This window comes from Aliiglaciecola litoralis (assembly GCF_039523355.1).
In the GTDB taxonomy this organism is placed as follows: domain Bacteria; phylum Pseudomonadota; class Gammaproteobacteria; order Enterobacterales; family Alteromonadaceae; genus Aliiglaciecola; species Aliiglaciecola litoralis.
Genome location: NZ_BAAAFD010000010.1, coordinates 83,825 through 105,768, shown reverse-complemented (window position 1 = coordinate 105,768; position 21,944 = coordinate 83,825). Strand labels below are relative to the sequence as shown.

Genomic DNA, 21,944 nt, shown 5'->3' with positions numbered 1-21,944 from the left:
AATGAGTGGCTTTCACTTTAAAGGCGCTACTTTTTTCATACCGGCTGCTAGTTTTTTTCTAGCATATAGGTCAGCGAAGTTCAGGTTAGCCATGAAATGTCGGGAGAAGGGGAATAACAGCAATACTTGCCGGTCTTAATGCTGGTGGTAAGGTGAGCGCCTAGCTCAGGCGCTACCGTTGATATTTTATGCAAGGTAACTCGAACACGTGCAGCCACGGCTTTGCGCGCTTTTTCAGCATTGTGATCAAACGTCCTAGCCCGTCCTCCTAATCCAACACTTTGTTTTAGCGCATTTATCAGCTGCTCTTCCTCTGTTTCCAATGCTGCATATTGGGCTTCGTCAGCATTTACGGCGGCCAACGACTTCTCTTCGATTAGCTCGTTTAATCGCCCCCTATATTGTTGCAATGCCGCCTGATCAGAAACCGCAACGGTTGATTCCTGTGCCATCGAATACTCGCCTGTCACTAGGTCTGCAGCATATACCTCTTTGTTTTTTTGTTGGATTAACAGGGCGATATCATTTAACCCGCGAGAGTTCTTTATATGTACTGTCTTGCCCGCAAAAGTTAAAGCCCAAATACTGCCGGTTTTTTTAAACTGATTGTATTCGATGGGGAAGTTAGTAGGAGAGGAGGAGTTACCGGTAAAATCGATAATTCGCTCAAGGATCTCGGTGATTTTATCACCCATCCATGGCACGTGAGCTTTACCTTCAATACTGACAAATTGCGAATTAGGCAACATGACAGCTAATTTACGACCGGCACTAAAGGGCACGGTTCTATCTTTTGAATGATGCATGATAAGTGTCGGCATAGTCACTTGATTAGCCGCTTGGGTGGCATTCATACTAAAGGATAAGTTCAGTAAGGCTGCGGCCATCTCTGGCGTTGTTGAGCGTCGATGGATCTCGCTTATTGTTGACCTCGTATCTGCGTCCATATCTGGATCGAACAAATCCAAGATCGTTTTTGCGCCGAGCCCCCAATGTGCGGCGATCAGTGAACACAAGGCGCCTTGTACTTTCGGCTCGCCAAGCTCTTCGCCATTGAGGTAGGAATCGATAAAAATAATGTGTTCGACTCGTTCAGGATGTGCTTGAGCGTACAGGATGCTTGGAGGACCAGCGCACGACACACCCAGTAATGAGAAGGTTGCAAAGTCCAAGTGTTCCACCAATTCAGTTAAAGTGTCGACTTCGTCTTCCAGAGTGAAAAGGCTGCGTTTGCGGTCACTTAAGCCCACACCAGGTCGGTCATAACGCACTACCGTAAAAAATTCGCCTAAACGACTAAAAAACTGCCTATAAGCGTCGATATCCCAATCTAAATCGATATGGCTAACCCACCAAGCTGGCACAATAAGCGCAGGTCCATTGCCATGAATAGCATAGGCAACCTTACTGCCGTCGCCTTTGCTGAAAAACTTGATTATCGGTGCGTGCTGACTCATCGATTGGGTCATCTTTTTTGAAGTGGTTTTAAGATAGTAGCAGCTTTTGGCTAGATCTGAATCGGGGGAGCACCCCGCTTACTTTTAATCGTTCAGCCAGTGACTCATTTTATAGGGACAATGAGTTATTTTGCTCACCTTACTCCTTAAACAGCATGCGTCTACTGCTATTGACTAGCATACCAATAATCAATCCAATCAATAACATCACGCATACTAGAGCAGCTCGAGGTAATGAGAATTCCCAAAATAAGAATGACACGGTCACGGTTTGCAAGTTCTGTAATACAAAAATAGCGCACAGCGCAATCAGCGCGATGATGAAGTATTTGGACAATTTATGCATAATCTTTCTCCTCTAAGTACAACCGAGGTCGCCCTTATTTGTCTTAGTTAATCTTAACCGATAACCCGTTATGGAGTGAGAGCTTCTATGGCACGGTCAAGTGCAACTTTAATTGCTTTATCCGATCCTTTTGATAACGCTAAACAGGTCTCTAATGATTTACCGTCTATGGCAGGAAGTGCTATTTCTACTTCTTCTATTGGTGCCCCCAGCTGCTTCATACGATAATGTATCGCCGCCTTGACTTGAATTACCAAATCTATCCTGCCTTGAATTAAAAGTCGCAGATTGGCGGTATCACTGGTAGACACTTGCAAGTTTGTCCCATCGTCAAATCCTTTTGATTTAAGAAATTGTTGGGCATAATCATTACGCAAAACACCAATGGTATATTTCTTAGCATCGTTGAGATCAGTCAACCTAATATCGTCACGTTTGCGCAATTTATACAATGCAACTTCGATAGGGTCAGATAAAGGGCAATACCAATCAAAACTGTTTTCCCGTTCTTCTGATCTTAGTATCGAGAAAATAAGCGTATTTGGGCGGTGATTTGCCAAATCTAGCGCTTTGCTCCAAGAGAGTAACTCAATGTTCGCGTCTAAGTTTGCCTGCGCTAAAATTCTGCGTACATTATCAGTGGCTTCGCCGCGTAATGTGCCGTCGGTATCTAAATAGTTGTAGGGAGGCCAATGTTCAGTCACGATCCGCAAGCGCTGAGATTCCGCCAATGTGCTCAGTGACACAACAGCTAATAAGCAAATAGACAAAGTGCGAAACATATATATCAAAAAGTGACCTTTACCAAACTTGTATAACTACTAGTTTTCACGTTGATGAATAAATACTCTACCTGATATTTTCGAGATTGGCATTAAACAATGCTTTAAGTCAGTATTTACGAGATACGTTAGAGGTTATCGTTCTTTAGACGTGGAATATTGAGGCTTTTTGCTTGTTTGCCAATATATTAACCCTGTTAAAGCAACAGGCAAAAGCGACACTAATCCAAACGAAGTATTATCTGCTAGAAAGAGTAAAACACTAGACAATGCAAATGTTGCTATGGTGATTAATGCGCCGTACTTCCTTGTCCTAGATAAAGCCATTAAAACGCCTCCGAGTATTTGAATCATACCGTAGGTAATTATTAGTGTTGTACTTAATCCAAATTCTTGCAAAAAGGCTACTTCTTGAGGCGATTCAATGACTTTGGCGATGCCCGCTGCGACGCTCAGCAAAGCGACAAGCCCTATTAGCAACAGATTCAAAATTTTCACGATATCTCCAATCTTTCATTTTCTCTGATTGGTTAACTTTCCGGTAATTTGTCCAAATTAACAAGTCAAATTAACGAGACACCCATCTTTAGAAATTAACGAGACACCCATCTTTAGAAGGTACCGATACACTTCCTCCAACGATAAAAATCACGTTCTATTCGCGGAGGCTAGATGTAACCATCTCGAATGCAACAATGGGTGTCCTCGTAGTTTTTTAAAGAGACAATTAACGAGACACCCATCTTTAGAAGATACCGATACACTTCCTCCAACGATAAAAATCACGTTCTATACGCGGAGGCTAGATGTAACCTTCTCGAATGCAACAATGGGTGTCCTCGTAGTTTTTTACGGTGGGTGTCCTCATAATTTCCCGTAGTTTTACGATGGGTGTCCACATAATTTTTCGGTGCGTGTCCTCATAATTTTCAATGGGTGTCCTCGTAGTTTTTTACGGTGGGTGTCTCCATAATTTTTTACAGTGGGTGTCCACATAATTTTTTACGGTGGGTGTCTCCATAATTTTAATTTTCATATGTTGGAGCTGGGTTGCTATTTTTTTCGGCAACTATCATGATAGAAATCAATGATTCATCGAACAGCCACCAATGGAGTGCTCAACCTTGATTATCAGTAAACACGGCTTAAGTAAGAGTCTGCGACAGGTTGATATTTTAGTTTTGTCTTTTGGTGCAATGATTGGCTGGTCTTGGGTCGTATTAATTTCGCAACTGATGCAAAGAGCCGGCAGTGTTGGCGCGATTGTCGCCACGTTAGTGGCTGGTGGCGTAATCGTCATAATAGGGATGATCTATGCTGAGCTAACAGCTGCCATGCCAGAAGTGGGCGGGGAGCACGCTTATAGTTTGCGGGCAATGGGTAAAACAGCCTCATTTTATTGTACTTGGTCCATCGTGTTTGCCTACATTTCTGTCGTCGCCTTTGAAGCGGTCGCGCTGCCGAGTGTGTTAACCAATATCTTTCCTGACATGGGGAATGGTGAGCTGTGGCGCGTCAACGGTGCCATTGTTTATTTAGATCAAGCGATGATTGGAGCGCTGGTATCCATCCTTATTACGTGGATCAATATTCGTGGGGTTAGGATCGCGGCAATAATACAAGGTGTTGTGGTGGCGGTGATTGTGTTGTCGGGGTTAGCATTATTTGTTGGCTTGGGCGCCCATGGTGACACCGTGAATTTAACGCCATTGATTGTGGGCGGCGGCACCGGAATACTTGCGGCCATGGCATTAGTGCCTTTTATGATGGTGGGCTTCGATATTATTCCCCAAGCTGCAGAAGAAATTGATTTACCAGCCAAAAAAATTGGCCAACTTTTGGTGTTGTCCATTGTCATGGCCATCGTTTGGTATTTATTAATTGAGCTTTCCGTGGGGATGTTACTTAACGAGGAGCAACGCAGTACGTCGGAGCTGGCCACCGTTGATGCAACTCAAGCCGCTTGGGGGCGTACTGGCGCATTAATTTTATTGCTCGGTGGCGTCGCGGGGATTTTAACCAGTTGGAACGGTTTTCTTTTGGGGGGAAGTCGAGCCTTATTCGCCATGGCCGCCAGTGGCATGTTGCCGCGCTTTTTTGCCAAAGTGCATCCTCGCTATAAAACACCGGTTAATGCGATTCTGTTTATTGGAGTGTTAGGTACCTTGTCACCTTTTTTAGGTCGTCAGGCGCTTATCTGGTTTGTCGATGCGGGCAGTTTAGGGTTAATGGTGGCCTATATATTTGTTTGTGCTTCTTTTTTATACCTCAGATACAAAGAGCCTGATATGACACGGCCATTTCAAGCGCCCGGTGGAAAATTATTAGGCTGGTTTGGTTTAGGCGCAAGTTTGATGATGATGAGCTTGTACTTCCCGACAATGCCCGCTGCATTAGTCTGGCCGCAGGAATGGCTAATGGTTATTTTGTGGTTTGCCGGTGGCAGTCTTGTGTATTTTTACTCGCACAAAAAGTCTAAGCAGGGTTTTGATTAGCGGTAGATTAAATTTACAGCGTTTTCTCCATCTTAATAACAACACTGTTGGCACCATTGGCTGTGATGTGCGTATCTCGACTGACTTCAACGTACCCGCGAGCAAGATAGAAAGGTTCACCGGGAATAGTGGCACCTAAGTCAATTTTACTAAATCCCGCCTCGCGGGCCGCCGCTTCACTTAGCTCAAGCAATAGTGTGCCAATCCCACAGCGAGTCCATGATGGGTGAGTGTACATGGCGCGGATGCGAGCGGCATCTACCTTAGGATCAGAAAAGGAATCGTCACGTCCCACTGTATGATCGCCGCCATAGAGCGTTTTCCGTTTACCCCAACCTCCACAGCCAACCATGATGGATTGATCATGCTTTACCGTTTCTATAACAAAATAAGTTTGATCCTGTATCAGCGTCAAATCAACGCCCATAGTTTCTTGAGCCGCTTCAATTTCAGCAGCGCTAAGAAATGATTTCATATTTTCTAGGATCGCAGCACGCATCAGTTCGCCGATGAGTGGCACATCGTCAGGGGTTGCAACACGGTTAGTAAAGTTAGTCAATTTGGCAGCTCTTCTGATTATAATTGTGCAACATTTAAATAAGCGTATAACAAATTTCACTGAGTGTTATGTTTTACCTGCAAGAGTCGAAGTGCTTGTTATTGAATAATAACCCTATTCTAGGTTTGGGAATTGTCGACTAGGGCACTCAGGTGTCATTGGCAAATATGGGGCCGGTCGTCATTTAATCGCATGCCTTGCGCAATATGAGGGCATTGCTCTTTAGCGTTCAGCACTACAATGGCGCTTTGATAAGCGCGCGCGTGTTAATTTATTTCAGGCTTCAATGCCATGCTATCTTGTAAAGTCTCACGCGGTTTAGTAGTTTAACCCATAATAAAAATAAATCAGGAACTCACCATGTCTGTCGAAGCACTATATAAAGTAATTTTGTATCCCTTTATCACTGAATCCATCGCTAGTTTAAAAGCCATGACGAATTTAAGTGGCACCTCTGGCGAAGCCTTTATGGATAATGTGAGTGATTTCAGATTTAAAGGTTATGCCGTTTGCTCTGACGTTAAAGGCAGTTTAGATGGGGTGATCATGATGCACCACTACCCAGAAACCGCCATCGCAATCGGTAATTCGGTGTGTGAAAACATGTTCGGCGAAGCCTACGCGCAAGAAGAAATTAATGAAGACCTGAGTCATGCGTTGGCTGAGTGGGGCAACACTATCGTTGGCCGCTCAACGGATTTGCACGGAAGATATAATTTAGATTACGACTTTTCAGCGCCTTACTTTGTACAAAACATGGATGACATGGACAAGTATTTAGTCGGTGTTAAAGAAGTCGTAACCGTGCCTATTACGGTTGAAGGGGTAGGCCGTTATTACTTTAACCTGTTGGTCCGCAGTGTTGACTATCAAAATGCTGGTACAAAGCGCGAAGAAGCAAGCAAAGGTATTGCCAATGTACACACTAATCCTTTACCTAAAGATGCAAAAGTACTGCTTGTAGATGACAGCTCAATGATCCGTAAAGCCATCAAACGCTATTTAAATCAATTGGGCTACAATAATATTATCGAAGCTGATGATGGCAGTGTTGCCGTTGAAAAAGTGAAAAACGAAGCGCCTGACTTTATGTTTATGGATGTCGTTATGGGTGAAATGAATGGCAATGAAGCGTTAGCGGCTATTCGCCAAATGGGCTCTAACGTACCCGTTGTAATGCTATCATCTGTAACCGACAAAAAATTAGTCGACCAATGTGAATCGCATGGTGTCTCAGGGTTTATCTTCAAACCTATTCAAGCCGATAAAGGCGCCGAAATCATTGCAAATTATCTGAAAATCGCCTAATCCCCCCTAAATTCTCTGTATCCAGGGAGAGTGATTTATAGGCTAAATCACTCTCCTTTTTTATTTAAATCACCTCGCCCTCTTTTTTGGTTTTTTTGTCAATCAAAAAGAGGTAAATAATCATATATGAGCTAAACTCAATATTACCTGTTGTTGTAAAACATGCCGGTAACATTTCTGCTTTGCTGTACATACTAGAAGTCGCTGAAATTACCGACTTTAGTAACCAAAATGGAGTACATAAAGGGAGAAAACATCATGAAAAAAACCACATTTACGACTCTCTCAAGTCTGTTATTGATATTGTTTAGCTGCGCGGTATCGGCCGCGCCAATTTATTGGACCGACTGGCTTGGCGGCGATCAAGATCCCAATGCTGGTTTTATTGGGCAAGGCGAAATCACCACTTTAACCAGCACATTAGATGTCACTTATACCAATCCCAACGGTATAGGGTTTTATCAGCCCTCAGGTGGTGCCGACTATTATCAAAATGGGCGTTCTGGTCGTGATGACAGCGTTTCACCTTATACAAGCAGTGAAGTGGATAACAGTCCCACAGGAACGGATATCGTTGCCTTAAGCCGTGCAGGAACCCAAACGCTGTTTTTTTCTGAGGCGATCGCCAACCCGGTGTTTGCGTTTGTGAGCCTCAATGGCAATGGCTATGCATTTCTTAATCAAGACTTTAATATTCTTAGCGTCGGTGGTGAAGACGGCAATTCCTGTGGCTATTGGGGCTGTGGCGGTGTGACCAAAAATATCGTAGATCTTGGTGGCGGTGATTTTCTGTATGAACTGAATAGCTCTAACGTAGGCGGCACCGAGCCCCACGGCGTAATCCAATTCACTGGCGCCTTTGACACCTTAGTGTGGGATAGCGCTTCGAATGAATTTTGGAACGGCTTTACTGTCGGGGTTCAGGGTACGGCCGAAGAGATTTTTCCCGATGACCCAGACGATCCTGATGATCCAAATAACATTCCAGAACCTGGCACAGTGTTACTGTTCGGTTTAGGGTTGACGTCACTTATCTTGCGTAAAAAAGTCACAGGTTGAATCAATTACCTGAGGCGAGTAGGCGAGTATCCTCAAAAAGGTACTCGCTGCTTTATGGTACTTAATGCGCATGCTCAAAACGTGCAGAAGATACTAGCGCTCAATAAGTTCGATTTGGTAGATACTTACACCATTGTCATTTTGTGACGTGCAACGTCGTTGGTATGTTGCGTATTTCTATTCGGCATGTTTTTCTTACCCAATACGCTACTTGGCTTTTGTGGCCTCAATTCCTTTCTACTGTTTCTAGTGTTATTTAACAGCAAGCCGGTTTGTTCTTTATACTGAAAATGATCGATACTGCTCGCCTATTACACAAAACGGTTAATAGAAACTATAATTCGCAATAGCAGCTCGATACAAAATGCCTTTCTGGCTTTGCAATTAGGTATAAAGGTTGGCATATTTGTCTGAGTCGGGTTTTTGGTAATGCCATGTATTAATATGGCAAAAAAATAATTGAAAACGGTGGAGAGTCTCATGAGCAACGATGATCGCATTCCTGTATTAGAGTTACCGCTTGAGAGAGACGTCTTTATGCGTAATCTTATTCGTCATTTGTCAGGTACCTTGCAAGATGTCGTAGGACTTGAAGAAGCGTCTGGCTTTGTCAGTGTCGTAGGTCAGCATGTCGGTGAAGAGATAAATAGTGCTTATTGCAATGCTTTGCACGTTGATTCACTGAGCAGAGAACAAGTTAGTGACGTATTAGTCGATTTAAAACGGCGCATTCTTGGCGACTTCTATATTATTGAAGAAGACGACGAGAAAATAGTGTTGGGCAATAGACAATGCCCTTTTGAAGATAAGGTTTTAGGTCGCCCTGCAATGTGTATGATGACTTCCAATGTGTTTGGCGTCATCTCATCGCAAAACCTAGGCTATTCCCGAGTCGAGTTAGACAAAACCATCGCAAATGGCGACGCTGAATGTCGAGTTGTGGTCCACTTGAAACCGGCAACCGAGGGAGAAAAGAGCGTTGGAAGAGAGTACTACCACGTTTAGGTCATTAGCCTCTATGTCAATTCAACATTATCAACGTGTCTTAACTTTGTTGCCCGAGGCGGCATTGTTGGTTGACACTAGTGGAAAAATTCTAGCGTATAATACCGGTGCGGCAACCCTGTTTGGAGGATTCGAATCCATATCAAATTCTCTTTTTGATTTGCTAAGCGATGACACACATCCTGAAATTCAAAGCTATCTGCGCTTATGTGCCCGCAACCGCCAACCTGTGGTAGGCTCAATACGCTGTAACGCGCAAGCTAATCCTCTGACGCTGACCAGTTATGGCGCAGTATTAGAGCCTAGATCAAAAGATCATGAGGCAATCGTATTATTGCGTTTGAAGGCCAAACAAGATTCCAGCTTTCGTTTTTTATCTTTGCAAAAGCAAATTGAAGATCTCAATAGAGAAATAGCACGGCGGTTGCATGCCGAGCGTGAGCTCAAAAACCAATCGAATTGGTTGCAAGTCACACTCTCAAGTATCGGAGATGGGGTGCTCATTGCCGATGAGCAGGCCAAGGTGACCTTTTTAAATCCGGTGGCAGAAATGTTAACGGGGTGGCAATTGCATCAAGCAATGGATAAGCCAGTGACCGACATTTTGAACCTTGTTAATGAGGATTCCAATGCTCCTCTTGATAACATTGCCCAAAAAGCCATGTTTGAAGGCGCGATCGTTGAGAATAATGTAGAAGCTTTATTGATAGACAAATTCGGCGAACAAAAAAATATTGATATCACCGCCGCACCCATTGCCCTTGACGGTACTGTTGAAGGGGTGATTATAATATTTCATAATGTCACCGAAAAACGCGCATTAGAAAGGCAATTGCTTGATCGTGCCAATCGTCTTGAGCTAATGAATCAGCGTAAAAATCAATTCTTAACTATGCTCGCCCATGAGTTGCGTAGTCCTGTATCACCTATCAGCAATGCCACCCAATTATTGAAGTTACAAGCAAAGAATTCGGCGGAAATGTGTGAACCATTGCAAGTGATTGAGCGACAAGTTGGTCATCTCAAACGATTGCTCGATGAGATGTTAGATGTCTCTCGCATCACTTCTGGGAAAATGAAAATTGTTAAAAGACCCTTTGATTTGGTCAGCTTATTGAAATCAATTTGTTGCGATTACGCCTCTCAATTTGAGCTACTTGGGGTTGCCTGCAATGTCGATATGCAAACGTCCAGTCTATGGATAACAGCTGATGCAGATCGGATAACTCAAGTTGTCCATAATTTGTTTAATAACTCTTTGAAGTTCACGCCCATGGGCGGCACAATCACGCTAGGGTTATCGAGCAACCAAAACAGTGTGACATTAACAGTCAGTGATACTGGTTTAGGCATTGAAGAATCTGCCATGATCGATTTGTTTGAACCATTCACGCAAGGTGAGCAATCGTTAGAACGCCACTCCGGAGGTTTAGGGTTAGGCTTGTCGTTAGTCAAAGGGATAGTTGAATTACATGGCGGCAATATAAAAGTAAGTAGTGAGGGCCTCAATCGGGGAACGACGTTTTGCATTGACTTACCGTTATCGCAGCAACAAGTGCAACCGCAGATCACCCCAATAGAAGAGCCATCTTCGCAATTGCATCGTATTCTGGTTATCGAAGATGATCATGACACCGCGAATATGTTAACCCAATTACTTGAACTAATGGGGCATGAGGTCTTTTGGGCAAGTTCTGGAATTGAAGGTGTTGAACAAGCAATTATCCAGCTTCCGTCGGTGATCATTTGTGATATTGGCCTGCCGGGCTTAGATGGTTTTGGTGTGGCGCGGCATATACGTAACAATGTCCAAACCGCGTCGATCCCGATGCTCGCGTTGACTGGGTATGGTGACAGTGAATTCGTGAATCGGGCAAAAGAGGCCGGGTTCGACCGTCATATAACTAAACCCGCAAACCTCAAAGATATTCAGGATGCGTTGCGTTTAACTCGAAATCCAAAGCAAGTTCAGCTAAGTTCTTAAATTCGATGTGACAAAAAATAAGGCACATCACTATAGTTAGCCAATCTCGTTTACCAAGCTTGGGTAGTTGACAGTATTTATCCCTTAAAAAATCCGCTTGAGCGCATTTAATTTTACTTTTTATCTCATCTCTATAGCCTTTGAATTATTCATCAGGCGTTTGTCCCTATCCCGATGCCGTACACAGGAATAAAAATGAAAAATGCGATTGGTCGATCTTTTCCATCAGCTGTACTTAATCAATTTAAATTAACTATGGTCGTTTTAGCCTCCCTATTTGTGATTGCCTGCAGTGTCGCACAGAACACTGAAAATGAACTCGAAGTCCCATCAGATGAAGGGATTTACGTGCTTGATTTTGAATACGGCCAAGCAACCCTTACGGATTTCAAACGACACTTTTTCACTACTTTTCCGCACAGCGATCCCACGGAAGGAAATGTGATCTACGACCGTGCACAGTGGTCAAACGACAACATGCTTTCACAGGCTAAAAATAAGCCATTGCAATTGTTTATTAAACAGACCAATGATCCCTTGATGTTTGATTCAGTCAGAGCCACATCCAAAGCCTTTTACAATGTTGAAGGCTCAGCCAATCAACTTTTGTTTGTATTCAAAGGTAAGCTACCGTCGGGCAATGCGATCTGGCCAGCATGGTGGTTGAACGGAAGTTATCAGAATGAGTGGATATATAATGGCCAGTCACAGGCCACTGATGGGTCATTAGATGCTTATTCAGGAGTCGGTAATTACTATGACACTCCTTCGGCGGTAAATTCGACAGATTGGCCATCAGCGGGCGAGGTCGATATCATTGAAAACATCAATGGTCAAAAGGTGATCCACAATACCCTGCATACTTGTCCACAGATGTACGACTCAACATGGAATAATACCAACCAGATAACCAATTGTGCTAATGGCAAGAGCACTGATCCCAACGCGGGATGCACAGGAACGCCTTATCAGGTGTCCGAGCCTGCGGGAACCTTTGCGGCATTATGGTCGCAAAATAGTATCGAATTTTTCTATTGGGATATGGATCAAAACGTACGCCAACTGGGTGGGCCTTTGAGCGAAAAGCCCGACCCCGAGCAATGGCGAGCGACGCACAGAAAAAATCTAGTGCAACTGCTACCCACCGAACACGTTTGTATTGATGATATTCATCAGCCATGGCAATGCAAAAACTGCCAAGCAAGTGAGACTAAAAAACTGGCTAATTTAAAGATGATCTTCAATATTACCCTGTGCGGAAAATGGGCAGGCGCAGAGTTTGACGACACAGCAAGCTCGTTAGCCAATTGCGAAGCCTACATAGCCAAACAAGGAGCCGAATTGATAGATTCGCAATACATCCGGATTGATTACTTAGCAGTACGAAAACTTTAGCTTGCCGAACTTGTTTTGCTAAGTAACCTGAACTCGACACCTTTTATCCAGAGTCTAGGTTGAAATATTCAAAAGAAATAACCATTGTGCTCGGTAAAGGGCACTTTGGTTCTATTTTTCACTTGCATACTCATTCCAAGGCCACCTACAAAGGGTAGTATAAAAAACAGACAGCAATACTTTGCGCATACACGGTTCTACTGCTACTGTTCTCAATGTCAATCTCGACATTTATGGAATGAAAAAAATGACCAGTAAATCAATCAAAGCCATGGTGGCAAGCGTTACGGTCGGGATGTTGTTTATCCTTATTGGCTGCTCCAAAGTCACACAAACGACAGAAACAGTTACCACTCAAACAAAAAGTCCCTCTAATTCAGAAGAAACCCAAGGGATAGTGTTACTTAGCGGTTTGCCTACGCTGGGGACCAAAGACAGCATCGCCATCCTTGAAATGGACCCCGAGTCACCTCAGTTTGGCGACATATTATATGAATATGAGTTGCCCAAATACGATGCCCCCTTGCATCATTTATATTACAGCCCTAATGGTCGCCTTTACGCTACCGGACTGGGCACCCAATGCAGCCTTGCAGAGGTACTGCTTAGTCGCGATGCCCAAGGTGCTCCCTCGATAAATGACGTGACTTGCCTTGATACTCAAGGTCAAAGTGTTGGCGAGGACATCATGTGGCATACGGTCAATGGTAAGCCGCATATGTTCGTGACCTTTATGGGCGGAACGGGTTTGGATCAAGTTGATGCTGGGTCAGTCGGTGTGTTTGACCCTCAGTCAAATGAATTGATTAAAATCATCGAAGCCAGAAAAAGCATGGTAGGCGAGGGACAACCTTACATCATGTATCCCCATGGTATTTCTGCTTTTGGCGATCGTATGGTGGTGACCTCAAGTGTGCATCCTAATCTGACCGATGGGGTGGGTAATGCCATTACGGTTATTGATCTCAACACCCTTGAGCCAATCGAAAATATTGTCACAGAAGATGCTAAACCCGTAGGCTATCCCTCTTCGCCTGTTGAAGTACTGTTTGTTCGGCCCAGCATAGTGGAAGGAGTCGAACCCGCGGTACTGGTAAACACCATGTTCGGTTTTGAAACTTGGAAAATCCCCTATAACGAAAGTGACAAATCCTTTGGTACTCCAGTAAAACTGTATGATGGTGCCTCGGCCGGAACCGGTGTCCCGCTGGAGTTTTATGGCAATCAAAACGAGTTGTTTATTAGTCATGGTTTACCGGGGGTGGTTAAACGCTATTCGCTTACGGACCTGCCAGAATTGGTTTCCAGTGGCGCTGATATCCAAGCGGAGGCGGGGGCGCATCATATGATTTTTTACAAAACGGCTTCCGGTAAAGACGTCATTGCGATTCAGAATAACTTGCTGAATTTGGGGAACGCCGCCGATGAAGATCCAACCGATGTCGATTTTATCGCTAAACTGAATCATCACTCTCTTACTGTGCATGACTTGGCCACTGGCGAGAGATTGGGTGAGATTAATATTAAAGAGCGGTACAACAAGGGAATCGATAATATTGAAGCCTTGTTCGGCTCAGGTTTTGTACATCACCATTAAATGAGTAGTCGTTTATGGGTCACAATGCTGTGTTTTGCTGTTGTGCTCGCTGGGATGCTAGGAGGCTGGTGGCTGCGTTTGCAAACACCATCAACCACTCCGGTTAGTTTTAGTGCGCCCTTTGTGTTCGGTCGATTCATTATCCCGCAAGACAACCCCTTGACGGTTGAGTCAATTGCACTAGGTCGGCGACTATTTTACGACCCCAAGTTGTCGGGTAATAATCAGGTCTCCTGTGCTACTTGTCACAAGCAACACTTGGCATTTACCGACGGTTTGCCACATTCCATCGGTGTGTCGGGAAACCCGTTACCTTTCAATAGTATGAGCTTGGCAAATCTATTGTGGGGGCCACAGTTATTGTTCTGGAATGGACGAGCATCCTCGTTAGAAGAGCAGGCATTGCAACCCATCGAACATGTGGATGAGATGGCCCAAGATCTATCATTGTTGCTAGAAGAGCTAGCTAGTGATGCTGTCTACCACAAGATGTTTGCTGAGGCTTATGGCAACGTCAGCTTGGATGCCATTGCCAAGGCGCTTGCCAACTTTCAACGCACTTTGGTTTCTGCCAATTCTAAATACGATCAATATCTAAGAGGGGAGCTGAATTTATCAGAGCTTGAGGAGCAGGGGCGTAGGTTGTTTATGGCACACCCCGATACTAAGGTCAGTTTGCGCGGTGGAAATTGTATCGATTGTCATAGCCAGTTCTTGACGGGTGGGTTTAACACCGCATTTGATGGTTTCAACAACAATGGCTTGGATGATGATGCCACCCTTGCAGCAGGTTTAGCTGAGGTAACCGGGCTCGACGCGCACAAAGGCATGTTTAAAACGCCTACCTTAAGAAATATCGCCGTTACAGCGCCCTACATGCATGATGGACGCTTTAACACCTTAGAAGAGGTATTGGCACACTATAATGGCGGCATAAAGCGTAGCAGCACGCTAAGCCCGCTGATCCTCGAAGCGGACAACGTTGCCCAGCATCAAGAGGATAAAATAAGCCTTAATCTCACCAAGCAGGAGGAACGCGCGATTATTGCTTTTTTACATACACTGACAGACAAGGAGTTTCTGACCGATGAACGATTCTCTAATCCCTTTACGGCGAAAAAGGACGCTCCATGAATAGTCGAACGATGGTTATCTTGGTGGTGGTTTTGACAGGCCTTATGCTGTTGATTTATAGCCAAACTCGCCCAACAGATAACCAGCAGCTAACCTTGAGGTTTCATCCTAAGCTAGGGGAGTTACCTCTGGTGTTTGATCAATATCGCTATGCTAACCCCGGTGGCGACGGGCTGTTCAAAATCCGTGATCTGCAATTGTTTGTCAGTAATCTCACTTTAGTGGGTCAAGATAACCGCTTTGTGTTGCCTGATAGTTATCATTTACTTAGGTTTGATTTAAATGAGGGGTGGTTTGATATTGATATTACCTATCCTGCTGATATCAATGTGGCAGCCATTGAGCTGGGAATTGGGGTCGATCCCCAAGCCAATGGTACGATTAAAATTGCCGGCGATCTTGATCCCAATGGCCGAATGGCATGGAGCTGGGATGTGGGCTATAAGTTTTTGCTGCTTGAAGGTGCAATCAAGATCGGCGAAGAGTTTTCTCCCCTGGTCTACCATGTAGGCTTTGACGAAAACTACCAAGTCGTACAGATCCCTCTGGATAAAAAGGCTTTGCAAAGTTCACCAGCAAAGATCAATTTTAGCCTAGACTTTATGGCGCTGTTTGATCAAAAAACGCCATTTGATATGGCACAAACGTCTTCCGTTAAATTTGACCGAGCAGACGCAGCGTTTTTAGCCGCAGGCTTCAGTGAACTGCTGTCGTTGTGTGATGGCAGTTGCGATTAAGACCGGTTTAAATCGTTCAGTGCTCAAGACAACTACGGAGAAAGCGCCACTAACCAATGAAAGTGGCGTTTACGCTAAGGTTTTACTTAACAATGATCACGCTTTTTTCAGTGCATCACGTATTTCGGTAAGAAGTAGCACTTCTTCCGAAGGCTTAGCCGGAGCGGCAGGTGCTTCTTCGGCTTTTTTCTGCATTTTTTGCACCGACTTAACCAGCATGAATACCGCAAAACCCACTATCACAAGGGTGATACAGTTATTGATGAAAACCCCATAATTAATTGTGGGTGCCCCCGCCTCCTTAGCGGCAGCCAAAGACGTATAGGTGCCTTCGCCTAGATTGTAAAATAAATCGGTGAAATCAACCCCGCCCATCATGTGACCTATGGGTGGCATGATCACATCAGTTACAAGTGATTTAATGACCGTACTGAATGCCGCACCAATAATGATACCTACTGCCATGTCGATCATGTTGCCTTTTATGAGGAAGGCTTTGAATTCTTTTAGCATGCTTCTAATCTCCTGAAAATAAATGGAATTGTGTGTTTTTTAGTCATCGTTTTATGAGAATAACCTAGCTGACTAAAAAATGCGCAGATCTTTTTGTTAACAATTAGCGGGGGGAGCGGATTGATTAGTAAAAGTTGCTTAAATGAGGAGTGACTAGCGTTCTAATGTTGCGGATATATACCCTAACCACGCCTAGCATGGTTAGGGTATGGCTAGAGTATATTAGCGTTTTACAGCCTTAGGCTTATTCGCCTTGGCGACTTTTTCTAAGGCGTGAAACATGGGTTGAAACGCAGGGCGTTTAATGTAGTTGCCCATGCCTTTTTCCACCCGTAAATCACCATCAGCGTATTTCAGAATTCCATTAGAAATAGTGTGGGTTGCTTTACCGGTGATCTCCATGCCCTCGAAAATATTGAAATCAATATTTTGATGATGGGTTTTGACCGAAATGGTTTTAGTGGCCGTTGGATCCCACAACACGATATCAGCATCAGCGCCTACACCAATGCGTCCTTTGCGCGGGTAGATATTAAATATCTTAGCCGCATTGGCTGAGGTGACAGCAACGAACTCTTCATGGGTTAATCGTCCGGTATTCACACCATGGGTCCATAACACTGCCATGCGGTCTTCGACGCCAGCAGTACCGTTAGGTATAAGAGTGAAATCGTCTTTACCCGCGGCTTTTTGTGGTGCACAGAAGCAGCAGTGATCAGTGGCAGTGGTTTGTATGTTGCCACTTTGCAAGCCCTTCCATAACGCGTCTTGATGGTGCTTTTCACGAAACGGTGGAGACATTACGTGGGCGGCAGCATATTCAAAGTCGGGATGACGGTAAACGCTTTCGTCAATCATTAGATGCCCCGCCAGCACTTCGCCAAATACCCGCTGTCCGGCGTTACGAGCACGGATGATTTCATCCAGTGCGTCTTGGGTGGAAACATGCACTAAGTACAAGGGCACACCAATCACTTCAGCTAATCGAATAGCGCGACTTGCCGCTTCCCCTTCGGCTGCGGGTGGGCGTGATAATGGATGAGCTTCAGGACCGGTTATACCCATCTCTAACAATTTCTTCTGTAACTGAAACACTATCTCGCCATTCTCGGCATGCACGGTGGTGATCGCGCCTAACTCCACGGCCCGAGAGAAGCTTTTGTACATGGTTTCATCTTCGGCCATGATGGCATTTTTATAGGCCATGAAATGTTTGAAACTGTTGACTCCTTCTTCGCGAACCAAGGTGCCCATGTCTTTTTTGACGCTCTCGTCCCACCAGGTTATGGCGACATGAAAACTGTAGTCTGCACAGGCTTTTTGTGACCATTCACGCCAGGTTTTGTAGGCCTCCATGATGTTTTGTTGAGGGCTAGGGATCACAAAATCGATGATTGAAGTATTGCCTCCTGCTAGCCCCGCAGCAGTGCCGGTAAAGAAGTCTTCAGAGGCCACCGTGCCCATAAAAGGCAATTGCATGTGTGTATGCGGGTCGATGCCACCGGGCATTACTAACTGACCAGATGCATCTAACACCTCGCAGCCGGTAGGCAGCTCAAGATCAGCGCCGACGGCGACAATTTTGCCATCTTGCACCAGTACATCGGCTTTTTCGCTGTTATCAGCGTTTACAACCGTACCGCCACGAATAAGGATTGACATATTAATCTCCTTTTTTGGCTAATATTAAATACAGCGCGGCGGCTACGAATAAGCCAACAAACCACGCGTAATGATATAGCGTATTGAAAATGTCAGGCACACTATCAAGCACACCTGCAGCATATAAAAAGCCTGGTAAATTGGGCAATATGCCAATTACCAGTGCCGTGAGTCCGGCCATATTCCAGCCGTTGTTGGCGCCGTATTCGCCATCATGACGAAACAGGGCATCGGTATTTATTTTGCATTTACGTAAAATGAAGTAGTCGGCAATCAATATGCCAGCAATTGGACCGAGTAGGGCAGAGTAGCCAATCAACCAAGTAAATAGATAGCCACCTGCGGTTTCTAGCAACTTCCACGGGAAGATGGCAATACCAATCCCTGCGGTGATGTAACCGCCCATTTTAAAGCTGATTTTTGCCGGACTTAAATTGGAAAACCCATAGGCTGGCGCCACCACATTGGCCGCTAAATTGGTGGTCAAGGTGGCCAGTGCCAGCGCAGCAAGGGCAACCACAACACCGAATCCTCCCATGCGCGCAGCAAGCGCGACAGGGTCCCAAATGGCTTCACCGTAAATCGTCACCGTTGCCGAGGTCACCGCCACACCGATAAAGGCAAATAACGCCATGGGAATGGGCAGTCCAACTGCTTGACCAATAATTTGATCACGTTGAGATTTAGCAAAACGGGTAAAATCGGGAATATTCAATGCCATGGTTGCCCAGAAACCCACCATGGCCGTTAAGCCCGCAATGAAAGTCGTGGCAAATTGTCCTTCTTTGGCACCACCAGGCTCAAATTGTGATGGCGTGGATAACATCGCGCCAAATCCGCCCGCTTCGCTGTATGCCCAGTACAGCAGTGCCAATCCCATTAGGATCAAAAAAGGCGCTGCATAACTCTCTAAAGCTCGAATCGATTCGGTACCGAATTTTATGAACACAAGATGGAGTGCCCAAAAAGCCAAAAAGCACAACAATTGAGCAATATCAATACTCAGTAAAGGTAAGGCTTGGCCTTGAAAGGCATTATCAGACAAGCTATTTATGATCACATAAATGGCGCTGCCCCCCACCCACGTTTGAATACCAAACCAACCACAGGCGACTAATCCTCTGGCTAGCGCAGGAATTCGCGCACCTTTGGTTCCAAAGGCGCTGCGTAATAACACGGGGAAGGGTACGCCGTGCTTGGTACCGGCATGACCAATTAAGATCATTGGTAGTAGCACGATCATATTGCCAAGCAGTACAGTCAAAATGGCCTGCCACCAGTTCATGCCTTCGGACACCAGTCCGGCAGCGAGCATGTAAGTAGGCACACAGACCACCATGGCTACCCACAAGGCAGCGAAATGTAGCCAGTTCCATGTGCGATTCGCCACCGTAGTAGGGGCGAGATCTTCATTCCATAGATCAGCATCATATGGCTGATCAGCTGCCGATGGTGCTGTTTGTGTATCTACCTTGGATGTCATAGTGTCCCCCGAATTATCAACCTTCTAGTTATTCGCCGTCCGTTAATGATGTATAGGTACTTGGGCGGCGATCACGGAAGAACTGCCATGTATTACGTACTTCTTGGACCATGCCCATGTCTAAATCGTGGATGATTAACTCATCTTGATCGCGACTCGCTTCTTTTTCAATTTGGCCACGCGGGTTTACAAAGTAGCTTTGACCGTAAAACTCGCCAATATTCCATGGCATTTCACGACCCACACGGTTAATCGCACCAATCCAACAGCCATTGGCGGCAGCGGACGCAGGCTGTTCGAGTTTCCACAAATATTCTGACAATCCTGCCACTGTCGCTGATGGGTTGACGATATATTCAGCGCCGTTTAGTGCCAGCGCACGCCAGCCTTCGGGGAAGTGACGGTCATAACAAATATACACGCCCAGTTTGCAGTATTGGGTATTAAATACCGGCCAATTTGAAGCGCCCGGTTTAAAGAAGAATTTTTCCCAGAACCCAGATACTTGAGGAATATGGGTTTTGCGATATTTACCTAAGTAGCTGCCATCGGCATCGATGACGGCCGCTGTGTTGTAATACACGCCGGTCACATCATCTTGTTCATAAATCGGCACCACTATGACCATTTGATATTTCTTGGCATATTCTTGCATCAATTTTACCGTCGGCCCATCAGGAATGCGCTCTGCGCTGGCATACCATTTCGTATCTTGACTGGGACAAAAATAAGGTTGGGTAAAGACTTCTTGAAAGCTTAATACTTGCACGCCTTGTTTGCCGGCTTCGTCGATAAGCGGTAAATGGGCTTCGATCATGGCTTTACGGATCGTTTCGGGATCTTCATCGGTAGATGCTTTTAGCCCCATTTGGATAAGTCCGGCTCGTAATGTCGACATAATAATCTCCGTGTTTTTGTTATTTGTTATTGCATACTTGGAAAATTGAATTCTGCACCGGCACGAATACCTGTTGGCCAGCGTGTAGTGACGGTTTTTAAGCGTGTATAGAAGTGGATCGCTTCAGGCCCGTAGATGCCATGAGCTCCGAAAATGGAGCGCTTCCAACCACCAAAGCTGTGGTATGCCACTGGCACTGGAATAGGCACATTGATCCCCACCATACCCACTTCTATGGTCGCGGCAAAATCGCGGGCGGCATCACCATCGCGAGTAAAAATAGCTGTGCCGTTGCCGTATTCATGGGCGTTAATTAGATCTGTTGCTTGTTGATAACTCTTGGCGCGCAGCACTGATAATACGGGCCCAAAAATCTCTTGTTTATACACGCTCATATCAGCTGTGACATGGTCTAGCAAGGTGCCACCAACCCAAAATCCGTTTTCGTGTCCATCGACTTTTATGCCGCGACCATCCACTTTAACCACTGCGCCTTCAGATTCACCTTGGTTAATCAAACCGACGATACGATTTTGGGCTTCAGCGGTGATCACCGGTCCCATGTCAGCTCCGGCTTGAGTGTATGGTCCCACTTTCATGGCTTGGATCCGTGGGATCAGTTTTTCGACTAACAGATCCGCGGTTTTTTCACCTATGGGTACAGCCACACTGATTGCCATACAGCGCTCTCCCGCGGAGCCAAATCCAGCTCCCATGAGTGCATCTGCGGCTTGGTCTAAATCGGCATCCGGCATGATCACCATGTGATTTTTGGCGCCACCTAAGGCTTGCACTCGCTTACCTGCGGCACATCCTCTGGCATAAATGTATTCTGCAATTGGGGTCGAGCCAACAAAGCTAATTGCAGCAATGTCTTTGTGATCGAGCAGGGCGTCTACTGCCACTTTGCCACCGTGCACCACATTCAGCACGCCATCAGGTAGTCCGGCTTGTTGAAACAATTCATGGATGAGATTGGCGCTAGATGGGTCGCGTTCCGAAGGCTTAAGAATAAACGCATTACCGCAAGCGATGGCCATGGGGATCATCCACAGCGGCACCATGGCTGGAAAGTTAAAGGGCGTGATACCAGCCACGACACCTAGTGCTTGGCGCTCTCCACAGACATCGATACCTTGGGCTGCATCGCGATTAAAATCGCCTTTGAGTTTTTCGGATATTCCGCAGGCATACTCCACCACATCTAATGCCCGAGTGACTTCACCTAGGGCATCATCGTGCGTTTTACCGTGTTCTTTGGAGATAGTCATGGCCACTTCATCGCGGCGCTGGTCGAGTAGCTCTCGCAGGCGAAACATCACCGCGGCACGTTTATTCGCTGGAGTTTTTGACCAGCTCTGAAAGGCCGCTTTAGCGCTAGCTACTGCACTATCGACATCCGCTGGTGTTCCTACTACTACCTCACTTTGTTGTTCACCTGTTGCAGGGTTATACACTGGTGTGGTTTGGATACTGGCGCCTGAGGTGGCTTTACCTGAAATAATATGTTCGATCCTAGACATGAGGTTT

Annotated in this window: 19 protein-coding genes; 9 read left to right on the top strand and 10 right to left on the bottom strand. The window is 45.4% G+C overall.

What is annotated here, in order from left to right; genetic code table 11:
- Nucleotides 1–80: 80 nt before the first annotated feature.
- The 4 genes from ABD036_RS15615 to ABD036_RS15600 form a co-directional block, all read right to left on the bottom strand.
- Entirely contained in the window at nt 81–1,457 is a 1,377-nt protein-coding gene (locus ABD036_RS15615) for an alpha/beta fold hydrolase (RefSeq protein ID WP_343861573.1), read from the bottom strand.
- Between the two features lie 139 nt (nt 1,458–1,596).
- Nucleotides 1,597–1,803, bottom strand: a complete 207-nt coding sequence (locus tag ABD036_RS15610; RefSeq protein ID WP_343861571.1) for a lipopolysaccharide assembly protein LapA domain-containing protein — start codon at nt 1,801–1,803, stop codon at nt 1,597–1,599.
- Between the two features lie 68 nt (nt 1,804–1,871).
- Nucleotides 1,872–2,585, bottom strand: coding sequence for a substrate-binding periplasmic protein (locus ABD036_RS15605; RefSeq protein ID WP_343861724.1), 714 nt, complete (start codon nt 2,583–2,585; stop codon nt 1,872–1,874).
- Between the two features lie 135 nt (nt 2,586–2,720).
- Nucleotides 2,721–3,083, bottom strand: a complete 363-nt coding sequence (locus ABD036_RS15600; protein ID WP_343861569.1) for a hypothetical protein — start codon at nt 3,081–3,083, stop codon at nt 2,721–2,723.
- Between the two features lie 626 nt (nt 3,084–3,709).
- Here ABD036_RS15600 and ABD036_RS15595 point away from each other — a divergent pair.
- Complete coding sequence (locus tag ABD036_RS15595) at nt 3,710–5,080, top strand: APC family permease (RefSeq protein ID WP_343861567.1); 1,371 nt, start codon at nt 3,710–3,712, stop codon at nt 5,078–5,080.
- 13 nt (nt 5,081–5,093) lie between these two features.
- Here ABD036_RS15595 and ABD036_RS15590 read toward each other — a convergent pair whose 3' ends face one another.
- A complete protein-coding gene (locus tag ABD036_RS15590; RefSeq protein WP_343861565.1) occupies nt 5,094–5,639 on the bottom strand; it encodes a GNAT family N-acetyltransferase in 546 nt (181 codons plus the stop codon).
- A gap of 360 nt (nt 5,640–5,999) precedes the next feature.
- Between ABD036_RS15590 and ABD036_RS15585 the strand changes: the two genes are divergently transcribed.
- The 8 genes from ABD036_RS15585 to ABD036_RS15550 all read left to right on the top strand — a co-directional run bounded on the left by ABD036_RS15585 (nt 6,000) and on the right by ABD036_RS15550 (nt 15,858).
- Nucleotides 6,000–6,947 carry a response regulator gene (locus tag ABD036_RS15585; RefSeq protein WP_343861563.1) on the top strand — a complete coding sequence of 316 codons (948 nt, stop codon included), beginning with the start codon at nt 6,000–6,002 and terminating at the stop codon, nt 6,945–6,947.
- A gap of 258 nt (nt 6,948–7,205) precedes the next feature.
- Nucleotides 7,206–8,006, top strand: coding sequence for a PEP-CTERM sorting domain-containing protein (locus ABD036_RS15580; RefSeq protein WP_343861561.1), 801 nt, complete (start codon nt 7,206–7,208; stop codon nt 8,004–8,006).
- Nucleotides 8,007–8,486: 480 nt separating this feature from the next.
- The gene (locus ABD036_RS15575; protein ID WP_343861559.1) at nt 8,487–9,011 is read left to right on the top strand and encodes a methanogen output domain 1-containing protein; all 525 of its coding nucleotides are present in this window, start codon (nt 8,487–8,489) and stop codon (nt 9,009–9,011) included.
- Nucleotides 9,012–9,024: 13 nt separating this feature from the next.
- Nucleotides 9,025–10,995: a PAS domain-containing hybrid sensor histidine kinase/response regulator gene (locus ABD036_RS15570; protein ID WP_343861557.1), complete on the top strand. Its 1,971-nt coding sequence runs from the start codon at nt 9,025–9,027 to the stop codon at nt 10,993–10,995.
- 195 nt (nt 10,996–11,190) lie between these two features.
- A complete protein-coding gene (locus tag ABD036_RS15565; protein WP_343861555.1) occupies nt 11,191–12,390 on the top strand; it encodes a LamG domain-containing protein in 1,200 nt (399 codons plus the stop codon).
- Between the two features lie 247 nt (nt 12,391–12,637).
- Complete coding sequence (locus tag ABD036_RS15560; RefSeq protein WP_343861553.1) at nt 12,638–13,987, top strand: hypothetical protein; 1,350 nt, start codon at nt 12,638–12,640, stop codon at nt 13,985–13,987.
- Between the two features lie 24 nt (nt 13,988–14,011).
- The gene (locus ABD036_RS15555; RefSeq protein WP_343861552.1) at nt 14,012–15,121 is read left to right on the top strand and encodes a cytochrome-c peroxidase; all 1,110 of its coding nucleotides are present in this window, start codon (nt 14,012–14,014) and stop codon (nt 15,119–15,121) included.
- The gene (locus ABD036_RS15550; protein WP_343861550.1) at nt 15,118–15,858 is read left to right on the top strand and encodes an MbnP family protein; all 741 of its coding nucleotides are present in this window, start codon (nt 15,118–15,120) and stop codon (nt 15,856–15,858) included. The genes ABD036_RS15555 and ABD036_RS15550 overlap by 4 nt, the downstream gene beginning before the upstream one ends.
- Nucleotides 15,859–15,954: 96 nt before the next feature.
- Here ABD036_RS15550 and mscL read toward each other — a convergent pair whose 3' ends face one another.
- From mscL to ABD036_RS15525, 5 genes are all read right to left on the bottom strand, one after another.
- Nucleotides 15,955–16,371 carry a large conductance mechanosensitive channel protein MscL gene (mscL, locus tag ABD036_RS15545; RefSeq protein ID WP_343861548.1) on the bottom strand — a complete coding sequence of 139 codons (417 nt, stop codon included), beginning with the start codon at nt 16,369–16,371 and terminating at the stop codon, nt 15,955–15,957.
- Nucleotides 16,372–16,593: 222 nt separating this feature from the next.
- Nucleotides 16,594–18,033, bottom strand: a complete 1,440-nt coding sequence (gene hydA, locus ABD036_RS15540; protein WP_343861546.1) for a dihydropyrimidinase — start codon at nt 18,031–18,033, stop codon at nt 16,594–16,596.
- Nucleotide 18,034: 1 nt separating this feature from the next.
- Nucleotides 18,035–19,516, bottom strand: coding sequence for an NCS1 family nucleobase:cation symporter-1 (locus ABD036_RS15535; protein WP_343861544.1), 1,482 nt, complete (start codon nt 19,514–19,516; stop codon nt 18,035–18,037).
- Nucleotides 19,517–19,544: 28 nt separating this feature from the next.
- The gene (locus ABD036_RS15530) at nt 19,545–20,414 is read right to left on the bottom strand and encodes a nitrilase-related carbon-nitrogen hydrolase (protein WP_343861542.1); all 870 of its coding nucleotides are present in this window, start codon (nt 20,412–20,414) and stop codon (nt 19,545–19,547) included.
- 26 nt (nt 20,415–20,440) lie between these two features.
- On the bottom strand, nt 20,441–21,937 hold the full coding sequence (locus ABD036_RS15525; protein WP_343861540.1) for a CoA-acylating methylmalonate-semialdehyde dehydrogenase: 1,497 nt from the start codon (nt 21,935–21,937) through the stop codon (nt 20,441–20,443).
- Nucleotides 21,938–21,944: the final 7 nt, after the last annotated feature.

What these genes read in the sequence shown, in the direction of transcription:
- ABD036_RS15605 (WP_343861724.1), bottom strand. Translation starts at nt 2,585, where the DNA reads ATGTTTCGCACTTTGTCTATTTGCTTATTAGCTGTTGTGTCACTGAGC.
- ABD036_RS15550 (WP_343861550.1), top strand. Translation starts at nt 15,118, where the DNA reads ATGAATAGTCGAACGATGGTTATCTTGGTGGTGGTTTTGACAGGCCTT.
- ABD036_RS15570 (WP_343861557.1), top strand. Translation starts at nt 9,025, where the DNA reads ATGTCAATTCAACATTATCAACGTGTCTTAACTTTGTTGCCCGAGGCG.
- ABD036_RS15610 (WP_343861571.1), bottom strand. Translation starts at nt 1,803, where the DNA reads ATGCATAAATTGTCCAAATACTTCATCATCGCGCTGATTGCGCTGTGC.
- hydA (WP_343861546.1), bottom strand. Translation starts at nt 18,033, where the DNA reads ATGTCAATCCTTATTCGTGGCGGTACGGTTGTAAACGCTGATAACAGC.
- ABD036_RS15615 (WP_343861573.1), bottom strand. Translation starts at nt 1,457, where the DNA reads ATGAGTCAGCACGCACCGATAATCAAGTTTTTCAGCAAAGGCGACGGC.
- ABD036_RS15560 (WP_343861553.1), top strand. Translation starts at nt 12,638, where the DNA reads ATGACCAGTAAATCAATCAAAGCCATGGTGGCAAGCGTTACGGTCGGG.
- ABD036_RS15555 (WP_343861552.1), top strand. Translation starts at nt 14,012, where the DNA reads ATGCTGTGTTTTGCTGTTGTGCTCGCTGGGATGCTAGGAGGCTGGTGG.
- ABD036_RS15565 (WP_343861555.1), top strand. Translation starts at nt 11,191, where the DNA reads ATGAAAAATGCGATTGGTCGATCTTTTCCATCAGCTGTACTTAATCAA.
- mscL (WP_343861548.1), bottom strand. Translation starts at nt 16,371, where the DNA reads ATGCTAAAAGAATTCAAAGCCTTCCTCATAAAAGGCAACATGATCGAC.
- ABD036_RS15575 (WP_343861559.1), top strand. Translation starts at nt 8,487, where the DNA reads ATGAGCAACGATGATCGCATTCCTGTATTAGAGTTACCGCTTGAGAGA.
- ABD036_RS15580 (WP_343861561.1), top strand. Translation starts at nt 7,206, where the DNA reads ATGAAAAAAACCACATTTACGACTCTCTCAAGTCTGTTATTGATATTG.
- ABD036_RS15525 (WP_343861540.1), bottom strand. Translation starts at nt 21,937, where the DNA reads ATGTCTAGGATCGAACATATTATTTCAGGTAAAGCCACCTCAGGCGCC.
- ABD036_RS15535 (WP_343861544.1), bottom strand. Translation starts at nt 19,516, where the DNA reads ATGACATCCAAGGTAGATACACAAACAGCACCATCGGCAGCTGATCAG.
- ABD036_RS15530 (WP_343861542.1), bottom strand. Translation starts at nt 20,414, where the DNA reads ATGTCGACATTACGAGCCGGACTTATCCAAATGGGGCTAAAAGCATCT.
- ABD036_RS15585 (WP_343861563.1), top strand. Translation starts at nt 6,000, where the DNA reads ATGTCTGTCGAAGCACTATATAAAGTAATTTTGTATCCCTTTATCACT.